General features: G+C 27.4%; 12 protein-coding genes. 5 read left to right on the top strand and 7 right to left on the bottom strand.

The genetic code is table 4. The features are described from left to right. Positions 1-51: 51 nt before the first annotated feature. The 7 genes from U5U50_RS02080 to U5U50_RS02050 form a co-directional block, all read right to left on the bottom strand. A complete protein-coding gene (locus tag U5U50_RS02080) occupies positions 52-2,625 on the bottom strand; it encodes a UU173 family protein (protein ID WP_324672327.1) in 2,574 nt (857 codons plus the stop codon). A 115-nt stretch (positions 2,626-2,740) separates the two neighbouring features. Then, positions 2,741-5,983: a type I restriction endonuclease subunit R gene (locus tag U5U50_RS02075; protein WP_324672325.1), complete on the bottom strand. Its 3,243-nt coding sequence runs from the start codon at positions 5,981-5,983 to the stop codon at positions 2,741-2,743. Between the two features lie 75 nt (positions 5,984-6,058). Next, positions 6,059-6,508: a restriction endonuclease subunit S gene (locus U5U50_RS02070; RefSeq protein ID WP_324673347.1), complete on the bottom strand. Its 450-nt coding sequence runs from the start codon at positions 6,506-6,508 to the stop codon at positions 6,059-6,061. Positions 6,509-6,639: 131 nt separating this feature from the next. Next, on the bottom strand, positions 6,640-7,194 hold the full coding sequence (locus tag U5U50_RS02065) for a restriction endonuclease subunit S (RefSeq protein ID WP_324673345.1): 555 nt from the start codon (positions 7,192-7,194) through the stop codon (positions 6,640-6,642). Positions 7,195-7,259: 65 nt separating this feature from the next. After that, on the bottom strand, positions 7,260-7,835 hold the full coding sequence (locus U5U50_RS02060) for a restriction endonuclease subunit S (RefSeq protein ID WP_324673343.1): 576 nt from the start codon (positions 7,833-7,835) through the stop codon (positions 7,260-7,262). A gap of 55 nt (positions 7,836-7,890) precedes the next feature. Further along, positions 7,891-9,132 (bottom strand): restriction endonuclease subunit S, encoded by a 1,242-nt coding sequence (locus U5U50_RS02055; RefSeq protein WP_324672323.1) that lies wholly within the window; start codon positions 9,130-9,132, stop codon positions 7,891-7,893. An 18-nt stretch (positions 9,133-9,150) separates the two neighbouring features. Then, complete coding sequence (locus U5U50_RS02050; protein WP_324672321.1) at positions 9,151-10,728, bottom strand: type I restriction-modification system subunit M; 1,578 nt, start codon at positions 10,726-10,728, stop codon at positions 9,151-9,153. Between the two features lie 667 nt (positions 10,729-11,395). Here U5U50_RS02050 and U5U50_RS02045 point away from each other — a divergent pair. The 5 genes from U5U50_RS02045 to atpH all read left to right on the top strand — a co-directional run bounded on the left by U5U50_RS02045 (position 11,396) and on the right by atpH (position 14,147). Beyond that, the gene (locus U5U50_RS02045; RefSeq protein WP_324672319.1) at positions 11,396-11,851 is read left to right on the top strand and encodes a hypothetical protein; all 456 of its coding nucleotides are present in this window, start codon (positions 11,396-11,398) and stop codon (positions 11,849-11,851) included. A gap of 20 nt (positions 11,852-11,871) precedes the next feature. Beyond that, positions 11,872-12,651, top strand: a complete 780-nt coding sequence (locus U5U50_RS02040; protein WP_324672317.1) for a F0F1 ATP synthase subunit A — start codon at positions 11,872-11,874, stop codon at positions 12,649-12,651. A gap of 19 nt (positions 12,652-12,670) precedes the next feature. Next, complete coding sequence (gene atpE / locus U5U50_RS02035; RefSeq protein WP_324672316.1) at positions 12,671-12,973, top strand: ATP synthase F0 subunit C; 303 nt, start codon at positions 12,671-12,673, stop codon at positions 12,971-12,973. 5 nt (positions 12,974-12,978) lie between these two features. Then, positions 12,979-13,524 carry a F0F1 ATP synthase subunit B gene (gene atpF, locus U5U50_RS02030; protein WP_257088735.1) on the top strand — a complete coding sequence of 182 codons (546 nt, stop codon included), beginning with the start codon at positions 12,979-12,981 and terminating at the stop codon, positions 13,522-13,524. A 62-nt stretch (positions 13,525-13,586) separates the two neighbouring features. After that, positions 13,587-14,147 carry an ATP synthase F1 subunit delta gene (gene atpH / locus U5U50_RS02025; protein WP_324672311.1) on the top strand — a complete coding sequence of 187 codons (561 nt, stop codon included), beginning with the start codon at positions 13,587-13,589 and terminating at the stop codon, positions 14,145-14,147. The last annotated feature ends 1 nt before the right edge of the window (position 14,148 follow it).

Here is a 14,148-nt window from a genome sequence, read left to right as displayed (position 1 = left end):
TACAAGCAAATAATTACAGTTTCAGTTCTAATAATTGCTTGTATTTTTATTTTAATCTCTTGCAGCTAGTGTTATTTGCTCATTTTCTATCTTGTATTCATACTTTTCTGAATCAATTTTGTACTCATATTCATCAAGTTCTGGGAACTTAAGTCTAAGAATGTACATAATAAGTTCATAAACCATTATCATAGCTCTAACATCATTCTCACAGTATTTTTTAAGTTCAGGAACAATGTCGTTTTCTCAATGTGAATCCCCAATTAATTTTGCGTGTCTAATTTGCGCTTTTTCCATTGCCATAGTTCCTTTTTGAATAACTAATTCTGAATAAGGCGTAATCAATGTTTTGAGTTTTAAATTGTTATGTGTAATGTATTTTTCAACTTTCTTAATACTACTAAATCTTAGTAGTTCATTAATATAACAAATTCTATCTAATGTAAATGTTTCAATATCACTATTAATTAATTTGACTAATTCTAATTTTTCATTGCTTGTATTCTCTTTAAATACAATGAAATATTTGTCTGAAATTAACCTAGATTTAAGTTCTGTTGATGTTGATTTAAAAATATCATTTAAATCAATTGCTAAATTGTTGATTTCATTAATTGCTTGTTTGAAGTTTCCTAATGTTTCAAAATGTAAGTGAATTTGCTCTTGAATTTTTTCATTATTATTTTTGTATTCAATTTCAATTAAATTAAGAAGTTCTTTGTTTCTTGTATTTTCATATGTTTTGTTATATACAACGTAACCTTTAGCATCTTTATCGTGAATTATCTTAAACATATATATTGTTTTCGATAAATCAAAGTTTTTTGTGTCTATGACAAAGTTCTCTTTGTAAATTTCTTTACCATTTTGAGTTTTGATAACAGATACCTGGTTAACAATTTGCTGATATGATGACGTACCGGGGATAACTGGATAGATTGACGAAAAACCTTCATAGTCATATCAAACAATTACTGAATCTTTTAAGTGAATTTTAAATATTTTATCAAGAGCTGCTTTAACATTTATTGCATTTATTTTTTCATATTTGTTAATTAGCTCAAGGACTTTATCTTCAGATTCTTTAGTTATTCTACCAAATGAATAAGGTATAAAATCTTTTCCATAAAGATATGCTCTAATAACTAATTTATCAGGTGATTTGAATAGATCTGTAGGTATATTAATAAGAGAACTTTTTGAAATCTGTGAGTTTTTGTATACATTTATATAATCATTTAAACTATTCATTAATTCAAAGTTTTCTTCAGCATCTTTGCTAAAACAATATCTAAATAAGTTGTAATCAATATTAGATAATTCGGGTGATAAATAATAAGAATTGATGATTTTGTCAATGTAACTATCAAATGGTTCATAGTAAACATATGATTCAGGCGAACTTCCTCTTTTGTCTTTTGTAAGAAAAACACCACTTGATTTTTCAATTAATCAATTAACTGATTTATAGATATCGTGAGTTTCTTTTATTTTGTTTATAAATTCACTAAACGTCTTAATTACATTAGGTATTGCTACAAATTCCTCTAAATTAAGCCCTAAACTTCTATCACAATAATATGCTCTTTTAGCACTCAAAATAAAGGAATTTGAATTTTTTGTAAAATTATTTAAATTGTCTTGTTCATTTCACGAATCATACAATGCAAGTGTTCCTGATTTTAACAATCCGTGTTCGATTGGAGTGAATAAATTATAAAAATCATCTTCTCTCATTCAATCTAATTTATCAGATTTATTACTTGGTTTTGAAGGGGATTTTATCTTTGTCATTGCTGAAAAGACTTCATAAAAATCAATCTTGTTTTTTTGTGTTAATCTAAGTTTATTAACAAATGGATTAATAATAATTTCACTAATAGATTCAAGAGGAATATTTGCTTTCTTTAGTACATTGTAGTTATAAAAGTTTTTTTGATATAAATCTTTCTTAACCTTATCGACATATGATAAACCTACATATTTTTTAAGTTGTTTATCATATATAAGAGCTGATGAAGTTAAATAAAATACATCATTTTGATTTTCGATTTTATAAGCAAATACAGGTTCAATAATTACTTTGATTTTGTCATCATTTAAGTAATTAAGTGTTTGTTGCAATTTAATCTCTAAATTATCAATTTGCTTAATATAACCAACTTCATTTGGTTTATAGTTGTGTTTATTTAAATATCAGTTGTATGCATCTAATTTGAATTGCAAGAATTCAGAAATGTTAACTTTAATAAATTCAACTTGTTCACTGTTTTCATGTTTTGCAAAAATTGAATCTAATTCGTGCAAGAAATTATTGCTTCAAACAAGTTTATCTGAATTTGTATCTACTTCCATTTGCAAGTTTTGTTCAGTCATAAATTCAGATACTTTGTTTGCATCAATTGCATTTTCACTAGATTCATCCTCATCATCATCTAATTCATCAATATTGTCGAATTTAATATTGCTCAAATAATCATCCATTGATACATTATATTTATCAAAATAAGCTGATTGTTTAATTCAATCAACTAAATTATTTGAATGAAAAATAAGTAAAGGATTTTTGAAAAAAACCTTTAGAAAGTTGTTTGCATTTATCTTAATAACATTCTTTTGATTCATAATTTACACCCCTTATTTTGATTATATCAAGTTGTCAATATTTGATTGTAACTTCTGTGTTTAAACCATAGGGATAAATAAAAATATCACCAGAGGAATCTCTGGTAACATTGAATTATTTATCATTTTTTAAAGTATTCTTGAACTTTTTGATATTAATAATATCCTTGAATTTGTTAAAGAAGTTTTGGATGATTGAGAACACTTTTTTCTTAGTTTCATATCTATTTGATGAATTTGCTCCACGTGCAAATAATGGTGCTTTTATAGCTGAATCGAAGTCTTGTCCATCAAATTTTAAGCTTCCACTTTCAAGTGAGTTAAGAATGTATTCTCTAGCTTTTTCAGCTTGAATGTTTTGGCTATTAATAATTGTATTAATTTCTTGTCCAGCTCTTTGATGAACGAATTTTTCTCATTCTTCTCAAGTGTTAATTTCAATTTCATTTTCAGTAGCAGTATTTGAAATATCTTGAATATTGTATTGGTCAATGAATTCTAAAATTAGATCCTTTTTGTTTCTGAGAGAAGTACTTGATTGTGCAAGTTTAGTAACTTCTTTTTTAACTTTTTCAGTATCTGTTTTTTGAGCAAATCTAGTCGCAATTAATCTAATGATGTATTCAACATTAATTTCATCTTGTTGAACTAATTCGATTTCAAAGACAATATCATTGATGATATTTTCTTTGTAACCATCATTCTTTTCTTTGTCCTTAAATTCATTTCAAATATTTAAGTAGTGAGATTGATAATCTTGCAAGTCTCTGTCAGGAATAATTTTATTAGCATCTTGTTGGAATTCATCAAAGACCATTAATGTATTCTTACATTTTAAGATTTTTCCAAATAACTTAGCAAATTCTTTCTTTTTACTTTCAGGGAAGTATTCAATTCTTTGATCTAAATTATCAAGTGGGAATTTTTCTTTTATTTCATTAACATAGTCAATGTAACCCTTAACGTGCACACCTGTTTTCTCATTAGTTTCACCATTTAAGTAGAAGTTATAATCTCTAAATAAAGCTGTATTAGAAGCTTCTTTATCGTTAAGAGCAAATAATGCAATGGCATCTTGAACTTCTTTTCTTAAATCTCTAAAGCAAACTATATTTCCACATACTTTAACAGAGTTTAAAATTCTGTTTGTTCTTGAAAATGCTTGAATTAAACGGTGATATTCAAGTTTTCTATCAACTCATAAAGTATTTAATGTAGGTGAATCAAATCCAGTTAAGAACATATCAACAACTATTAAGATATCAATATCTTTGTTTTTCATTCTTAATGAAACATCTTTGTAGTAGTTAGCAAACCCTTCGGCACCATCTAGTGAGAAGTTAGTTTTGAACATTTGATTATAATCATCCATAGCTTGTGCTAAGAATTCTTTATCAGTCGAATCATAAGTTACATTTGTAGGGATATCAATATCCTCTTCCTCAAAAACTCCTGATTCAGGATCTGGATTAGGTGCATATGTGAATATTGTTGCAATTCTTAAATTTCTATGTTGCTTTGCTAATTGTTTTTTGAATTCAAGGTAGTATTTTTTAGCCATCAAGATATTTTCAACTGTAAAAATAGAGTTGAAACCTTGAAGGTTTGTATCAACTTTTATTTCTTTAGCAGTGTTATCCTTGCTTTTAACCATTTCATCATAGTTAACTAATTTAGAAAATGAGTAACCATCTTTTGCTCTGGTTTTTCTATCAAAATTTTCAAGAATGTACTGAACATTCATTGTGACTCTTTTGTCAGATTCCTTGATACTTTTTTTATCGATTCCATATATTTTCTTATCTTCAACACCAGAAGCAGATTTAAATGTATTCAAGAAATCAACTTTAAATTTAAGAACATTATGGTCTCTAATACCATCTAAAATTGTGTAAGTATGAAGTTGATCTTTGAATATATCAGTTGTTAGCATTTGACCATTTGTTGTATTTGCGTTTTCAACAAATATAGGTGTTCCAGTAAATCCAAATAAGAAGTATTTTTTAAATTTGTTAACAATTCTTTTATGCATCTTACCGAATTGTGAACGGTGGCATTCATCAAATATGAAGACAACTTTTTTATCATATATACTTGATTTAGGTGTTTTTTCAATAAATTTTGAAAGTTTTTGAATTGTTGTGACTAAGATTTTAGATCTTTCATCTTCAACAGTTTCATTTTCAAGCACTTGACTTAAAATGTTTGTTGATTGTACACCTTTAACACTTCCTTTTTCAAAACGGTTATATTCATTAATTGTTTGGAAGTCTAAGTCTCTTCTGTCTACAACGAAGATAACTTTTTCAATATCATCTAATTCTTTTGCTAATTCAGCGGTCTTAAATGATGTAAGTGTCTTACCTGAACCGGTAGTATGTCATACATATCCAGTTGCATCTTTTTTACCTCAGTTACCTAATGAAGACATCATTTTAATTTTTGAAATGATTGCTTCTGTAGCTGCAATTTGATATGGTCGCATTACTAATAGTTGTTTATTTGAATCAAAGACACAATATTTAGTAAGAATATTTAATAATGTGTGTCTTGAAAAAAATGTTCTAGTAAAGTCAATAAGATCAGTTATTTTTCTATTCTTACCATCTGCTCAATATGATGTATATTGGAATGATTGTTTACTTTTCTTAACAGCTGAACCAGATTTGTTTGATGAAGTTTTTAAATCCCTAGTTGTATTTGAGTAGTATTTTGTTTCAGTTCCATTACTAATGACAAAGATTTGAATAAATTCAAAGAAACCTTCATCAGATCAGAAGCTTTCACTCTGGTATCTTTCAATTTGATTGAAAGCTTCTCTAATGTCTACACCTCTTCTCTTAAGTTCAACATGAACTAAAGGAAGACCATTTACTAAAATAGTTACATCATATCTATTTTTATATTTACCGTGGTCAGCTTCATACTGATTAATTACTTGAAGTATGTTGCTTTGTGGATTTTTAAAGTCAATTAATCTAATGTTTTTAGTTTGAAATTCACCATTAGATAATTCTCTTCTAAGAGGGATAATGTTGTTTTTTTGGATAATTTCAGTTTTTTCTTTAATACCTTTACCTTCTCCTGAAACTTCAGAGAGAATGTGTTTTCATTCACTATCTGTAAAAGTAACTTGATTTAATCTTTCAAGTTGCTTTCTAAAGTTATTTTTAAGTTCTGTTGAATTTTTGATTTGAATATACTCATAACCTTGACTAGTTAGAAGATTAATAAACTCTTTTTCTAAATCAGCTTCTGATTGATAGTTTATAGGTCTTTGTCTTTGTTTTTCAAAATCAAACTCAGCAATAACTGTGTTTTCAGGAGTATGTAATATTGCGTGATTTTCTTTTGCCATAGTAAATCCACCTTTATTTGTTGTTATATATTGCTCATATTAGTCTTATAGAGCTTGTATATAGGTATTAAAGTATTAATTATTTTTATCTGATAATTTATTGAATATTAGATTTCTATAATATTCATATTGTTGTTGTCTTCTTGCTTCTTCAGCTGGAAGACCTATTTTTAAATTGTTGCACATAGTGTCAAAGGTATCTAGAATTTCGACTATTTTGTTTTGAGTTTCTAGTGATGGTAGCTTGATTTGTAGTTTTCTTAAATCACTTAAGTTTATGGATGATAATGTACCACTGTTAGCTAAATTCTTTAATTTTTGTTCATTGTTTTTTAAGTAATAAAAGACATATTTGTTATTTACAATTAATTCTTTTGGTTGTATTAAAGCAATACAACTATTGCTTAATCAGAATTTTTCTTCTATTAAATCAACATAACCTGTTGAACCGACTTTTGCAATAGTTATTGCATTTTCGCAATTGAAGTCATCTGTGTATCCGAGAACGTTTTTACCACCATTAATAATTTTAAATTCTCCAAAACCAGGATTTTTTACAATGAATTCTCCTGTATAAATTTTTCCAAATAGCTTATTGAGAGATATAAACAGTGAATTATCAAAGATATATTGAATTAACTGAATTAAACCTGTGGTTAAGTTATCTTCTCTCTCTCTCTCTCTCTCATTAATTTTTCAAATGAGTTAGTTTCAAGATATTCAAAGATTGAATTTCTATAAAATTCGTATTGTTGCTGCCTTTTAATTTCTTCAGCTGGAAGTCCAATCTTAAGGTCTTTACAGATAGTTTCAAAGTTTTCTAATATATTAACTATTTTATTTTGAGTTTCTAGTGGTGGTAATTTAATTTTTAAATTTCTTAAATCACTAATATTTAAAGCTTTCAAAACGCCACCATTGCTTAATTTCTTTAATTCATTTTCTGAATTTTTAAGATAATAGAAAGCAAATTTATCGTTAACTAGATTATTGTTACAATTTTTTAAAGCAAAACAACTATCGCTTAATCAAAATTTTTCATTTATATAATCTACATATCCTGCAGTTCCTACTCTCGCAATAGTTATGCAATTTTCAAATTTGTAGTTATCTGTATAACCTAATGGAGTTTTACCGCCATTTATGATCTTAAAACCATTTGTTAATGATTTATCAGGTTTTATATATTTTCCTGTGCTTATGTCGAATAAATTAGAAAGTTGAATATAAATATTTGAGTGGAAGATATATTGAATTAACTTAATTAAACCTGTGGTTAAGTTATCTTCTCTCTCTCTCTCATTAATTTTTCAAATGAGTTAGTTTCAAGATATTCAAAGATAGAGTTTCTATAAAATTCGTATTGTTGTTGTCTTTTTATTTCTTCAGCCGGGAGACCGATTTTAAGGTCTTTACAAATTGATTCAAAGTTGTCTAATAGGTGAACTATTCTAAATTGAGTTTCCAAAGTAGGAAAAGTGACATTAACTTCAGAAATTTGACTTACTGTTAGTAATGGGTTTGGAGATGATTTATTTACATATTTGTCTAAATTGACTGAAAGATAAAAGTAAAGATATTTAGGTAATAGAAGTGATTCATCAGTTTCTATTAATCCACAGTGAGAGGTTATGTTGAATTTACCTGTTCTATAAAAGGTAGTCCCTGCATAAACTCCATCAGTTGTTCAAGAAACATATTCACCATCATATTTGTAAGTGTTTATTTTTCCAAACTCTCCATTGTTTGTTGTTTGAGATGAATAAACTGGATATTCACCAGAATTGTTTTCAATAAAGTTTTTAGTTATCGATTCACCTCTAAAAAATTTAGCTATTTTAGAAAGCTGAATAGTAATGTTTGTGTTGAAGATATATTGAATTAACTTAATTAAACCTGTGGTTAAGTTATCTTCTCTCTCTCTCTCTCTCTCTCATTAATTTTTCAAATGAGTTAGTTTCAAGATATTCAAAGATAGAGTTTCTATAAAACTCATATTGTTGCTGTCTTTTTATTTCTTCAGCTGGGAGACCAATTTTCAGGTCTTTACAGATTGCCTCGAAATTATCTAGTGTATTAACTATTTTATTTTGAATTTTAATAGATGGAAGAGAAAGCTGGATATTTTCATATTCGCTTATTCAGTGTCTTTTGTGTTCATTAGTCTTATAAGTAAAAGAGTTCAATCAATAGTAGAAATATTTTAAATTTAAAATTTCAGAATTTTTACTTGTTAATATTTTTAATGCAGATGATTTTACTTTAAAATCAAAATCAACCCATTTTGATGATGTTGTGAAATCATCAAAAATTATTACAGGATTGTTTGAAGCAGGATAAATATTATTTGTTTCGTTGGTATAACCTAAAATAAATGTATTATTCGCAGTTAAAACGGGTATTAAGTCACTATCCTTAAAATATCTATCACTTTCTACTAAATATTTTGAAGGTTGTTCATAATTTATTAAATCATCTATTTTAATTTTTCTTACATCCTCTTCTTTTGATTGTGGATTCGAAAGCAATGAATTTCTGTAGTATTCATACTGTGTGGATCTAGCTTTCAGCTTTTCTGCATAACTAGAAAAGATATCTAATATATTAACCACTTGGGTTTGAACTTCGATTGATGGAATAGGGATTTCAATTTCTAAAATCTCAGGCATATATGGGTGTTTAATTCCACTGCCTCTAAATGCTTTGGCAATTAAATCGTTTTTAGATTTTAGGAAGTAATATACATATTTTGTTAATACAACATTTTTATCATATGATGTTCCGATTATGTTACCTGCATTAATAAATTTACCATTATAGTATTGAACGTAAGGGTTACCACCTGATGGGATATAAACAATTTCTTCTTCATAAACATCTCCATCTCACATATTTGTAGATGTAAACATATCAGATGGATATGTTGTAAGTAGTTTTATATCTCCATTTTCTACAACCAGTTCTTTGGTTTCTTTTGAAAGTATTGACTTATAGTTTATTTCACTTTTTAAGAGTTTAGTTTTGTCAAAATTAGCAAATGATTTACTCCAAATTGTTACTTCATAAAGTTTCTTAATTTGTACATTTTTTATGTTGTTTGCTTTAAGGAAGTTTTCAATAGAAAAATTAGTTTGATTTTCATTTTTCATAATATTTAAAATCCTTTTCTATAATTCTTCAAGATTTTTGTCTAATCTTTCAACAATTTCATCAATTTTTGCTCTAAGCACTGCTTGCTCTGCAACAATTTCTTTGATTTCTTGATTTAACTTATTAATATCAATAACTTCTCTTGTGTCTTCTTTTTCAACATAAGTATTTACAGAAAGGCTGTAATTATTATTTGCTATATCTTCTGTTCTAACGATTTTAAGGACATTTATTTTATCTTCGTCTGAATTGTATAAGTTGATAATGTTTTGAATGTTTTCATCTGTTAACTTGTTGTTATTTGCAATTTTAATGAACTCCTTACTTGCGTCAATGAATTTAACTTCATTGCTTGTTTTATTTTTCTTAATTACAAGAATGCAAGTTGAAATACTTGTTCCATAGAATAAGTTGTCTGGTAATTGAATAATTGCATCAACAAAGTTGTTATCTACAAAGTATTTTCTGATTTTAGCTTCAGCTCCAGCACGATACATAATTCCAGGGAAACAAACAATTGCAGCTGTACCATCTGCTGAAAGTTTGTGAAGTGCATGTTGGACAAATGCTCAATCAGCTTTAGATTTGGGAGCTAGCACACCAGCTGGTGCAAATCTAGGATCAGCAATTAATGTTGCATTAGCATCGCCTTCTCATTTAATTGAGTAAGGTGGATTAGAAACGATTACATCAAATGGTTCTTCCTCATCTAAACCAGGATGAGTTAATGTGTCATCGCAAATGATTTTAAACTTACTGTAGTTAATATCGTGTAAAAACATATTGATTCTACATAAATTATAAGTAGAAACATTGATTTCTTGTCCATAAAGACCTTCTTTAATGTTGTCTTTCCCGAGCACTTTAACTGATTGAAGTAAAAGCGAACCACTACCAGCACACATATCATAAACTTTTCTAATTTCTTTTCTATTTCCAACAGCAAGTTTGAAAAGCAATTTACTTACTTCTTGTGGAGTGAAAAATTCACCACCTGATTTACCTGCGTTTTGGGCATACATAGAAATTAAAAACTCATATGCATCACCAAATAAGTCAATAGTGTTGTCTTCAAAGTTTCCAAGTTCCATTTTTTTAACACCTGTAAGAAGTGCTCTTAATGTAGAATTACGTTTTGCAACTGTGTTTCCTAATTTATTGCTGTTAACATCAAAATCTTGGAAAAGCCCTTTAAGGTCGCCTTCGCTTGAACGACCCTTTGCAGAATTTTCAATATTTTTAAAGATATTTTCAAGTGTTTCATTTAAGTTTTCATCATTAGCAGCATTAACTTCAACATTTGTAAAAAGTTCTGAAGGGTAAATGAAAAACCCTTTTGCAGAAATAATAGCTTCTTTTATATCGTCAGTAATTTCATCATCACTTAAAGTTTCATAATTAAAATCTAAATCACCACTTTCGTGTTGAATGCTATTTACATATCTTGTGATACTTTCTGAAATAAAACGATAAAAAAGTGTTCCAAGTACATAATTTTTAAATTCTCATCCATCAACTTGACTTCTTAATTGATCGGCAATGTTTCAAATTGTTTTATGCAATTCAGCTCTTTGTATTTCTTTTGTATTGTCCATAAAATTCCTTTCATTTACACCTAAATTGTCGTTATTTTAAATTATATTAAAATATTTTATATTTTAATGCTAGATATATGTTATTCTGGTGTTGATTTTTTATTTAAAAGACTATTTAACATTTAGTTAGTTCATATAACTATTTTTCATAATAAATCGATAACTTTTGCTATCTAAACTTATTCTAAAAAAAGAACAAAGTAAATAGCCAAAATTACAAAAATATATAAGAGAAACTATTTGTTGCTAAATAATAAAAAATATATTTTCTGATTAAAATTCGTTTCTTAATTTAATATTCTATATACTACTAATTTAGCATTATTATTGTAAGTGTTGGAATAAATTGTTTTATTTAAAATTATCGAATTTTCATTAAAATGAATTTTAGTATGTAGTATAAAAAATTACCAATTAAAATTGATAATCAAACTCCTTTATAAAAATAAAACCACTCCTGTTTGAGGTTAAGGATTAACACACTTGTTTTGTATGGTTCAAATGAAGAACCAATAAAATTTAAGTATGTGGATTTACCACCCCACTAAATATTCGATTTTTATGGGTTCTTTTTTGTTATTTTAATAGCTTATTTTGGAATTTTAGCAACCTAAAAAAATATTGTAAAAAAGGTGATACAACTTTCTAAAAGTATTAAAATAAAAATATGCTACCAATTAAAAAGGCTATAAAAAAAATGACATATATGCAAATGCATACTTTTATATTTGCAATCTTTTTTTTATTAATTTCTGTAGTATTTTTATCTCTTATAGGAATTAATTGTGGTCTATTTTTTGGGTATGCATTAGGCGGTCTACTAATTTATTTTTTATTTAAATTAAACTGACTTTTTGCGTATTTATTTCTGAGAAATAAAAAAACAAAATTGTATGCTTTATCGATTTTGAAATCAGTTTTATTTTTCTTAATTTTAGGGGCAATCGTGTACTTAATGTTTTTTATTAATACAGAGCACCTAAAACAAATGCAGATTGCCGAATATTCAGTATTGCAAGCATTAGATCAACCATTTAATTTCTTTGCATTTGCTGGAGGAATATTAACTAATGTTTTTGTGATTATCATCACAGAAATAGTTAATAAAAAAATAAGAAACTAAAAAGAAAGGAGATGAGCAGGATGGATACATTTTCAAAAGGTCTTTGAGTTTGGAATCAACCACAAATGTTATCGCTTGTAGTTACTGTTTTTATAGTGCTAATTATTTGTTTAGTTGTCTATTTCAAAGTATCAAAAATTAAACCAAATGAAGCTCCAAAAGGTGTAGCACTCATTGCTGAAGGTTATGTTAAGTTCATTGGCAAAACTTTTGATGATGCAACCGGTGGAACACAAGTGCAAAATGCAAGATACTATATTTTGACTTTAGCTACTTTTATTCTAATCGGTAACCTTACAGCTGTCTTTGGTTTAGAACCGATCGTAACATCTTATTCAGTTCCGTTAACATTAGCTTTAATGAGCTGACTTGGTATCTTTGTTTGTGGCGCAGTGTACCGTAAGTGAAGATATCTAAAATCATTTATCAACCCACTTGATTTACCTGGTAAAGTATCTCCTCTTATTTCTCTTAGTTTCCGTATTTATGGAAATGTTATAGGAGGATCTACAGTTATTTTCTTATTTTATTCATTCTGTGGGTGAATATGGACAAAAGTAACAGGGTCAAGTAATCAACAATTCTTCTTTGGATTGATTTTATCACCTGCATTGCACTTTTATTTTGACTTATTCGGTTCTACCTTACAAGCTTACATATTTTCACTTTTAACGCTTGTATACTGAACTATTGAGTCAACTGCAGGAGAGGTTAAACCTAAAAAACTTAGAAAAGGTAAATCAAAAATTGTAAGAATTAACAAAGGCCTTAATTCACAATTATCACAAGCAATTTATTAAATAGAAAAGAGGATTAATTATGATTGAAACAGTAACAAAATTTTTAGAAGAAACTGCAAATAACACTACTCAAGCAGTTGCACAAAATGGTGGAGACATCAAATCAGGTCTTGTTGCTATTGGTGCAGGATTAGCTGCAATCGGTGTTTTAGGAACAGGTATCGGACAAGGTTATGCTGCTGGTAAAGCTGCAGAAGCTGTTGGAAGAAATCCTGAAGCAGAATCAAAAATCCGTTTAATGTTAATTATCGGTGTTGGTATAGCTGAAACAGCTTCTATTTATGCATTTATTATTGCTTTATTATTAATGTTTATTAAATAATAACTATGGTTCAAAATTTAATTTATCTTAAGCAAGAATCATTGAATCAACAAGTTCAAGAAAAATTCAATGGACTATTTCCAAGTGTTCCAATGATGATTGCTACTATCATCGCTTTTTTAATTGTGTTTTTATTACTTACATACCTTTTATATAAACCAGTTAAAAAGATGATGAAAAATAGAACAAATTTCATTCAAGAAAATATCAACAGTGCTATTAAACAAAAAGAAGATAGTTTACAAGTTTTAAATGATGCAAACGAAAAACTTAAAGAAGCTCACAAGCAAGCAGATAGCATTGTTAACAAAGCAAAAATAAAAGCTGGTGAAGTTTCTAAAACTTATATTGACAAAGCAAAAGCTGAATCATATAGATTACTTGAAGAAACTAATCAAGATATAGCGTTGCAAAAGAAAGAATTTGATGCTAATGCTAAAAAATATGTAATCCAAGTAGCTACAGAATTAGCAGAGAAAATCTTACGTAAAGAAATTTCTCCACAAACTCAAGATGAAATTATTAAAAACTATCTTGAATCAAGTGAGTAATTAACTTTTGCAGCTATATAATTACTATAAAAGTAAAATAGCAAAACTTTTAAGATTTTATTATGTACAAAAAAAGAAATACATCTGCATATGCAGTAGCAATTTATGACTTGGTCAAAGAACAAGATAAATTTAAATTAATTCAACCTCAATTTGAGGCTGTTAAAGATTTAATTGACACAATTCCGGGTTTTATCGAATATTTAGGAAATGACTTAATTCCTGAAGCTGAAAGATTCAAAACAATCGATATGGCTTTTGATAAAAATCAATTTGACTATATTGTAATTAACTCAATTAAAGTTATAGTTCAAAGAAAAATGGTGTCTCAATTAAAAAACATCATCATTGAATATTTAAAGTTATCAAATGATGAATTAAGAATTCGTTATGTAGTAGTTGAATCAGCTTTCCCATTAAGTGATGAGCAACTTCAACAAATCAACGACAAACTTCAAAAAGTTACAAAACGTACAATTGAAATTCACAATGTAATTAACCCAAATATTATTAGTGGATTTAGAATTGTGTCTAAAACCGAAGTTATTGAAATGAACATACTACATGACTTAAACAAAATCAAAAATGAAATTATTTTTAAACAAAAAGAAAAGGAGGTGTAAT

Origin of the sequence: Mycoplasma sp. 888 (assembly GCF_035609225.1) — a bacterium.
GTDB lineage: Bacteria > Bacillota_I > Bacilli_A > Mycoplasmatales > Metamycoplasmataceae > Mycoplasmopsis.
The sequence above is the reverse complement of the archived record's forward strand: the minus strand, read 5'-3'. Positions and strand labels throughout refer to the sequence as shown.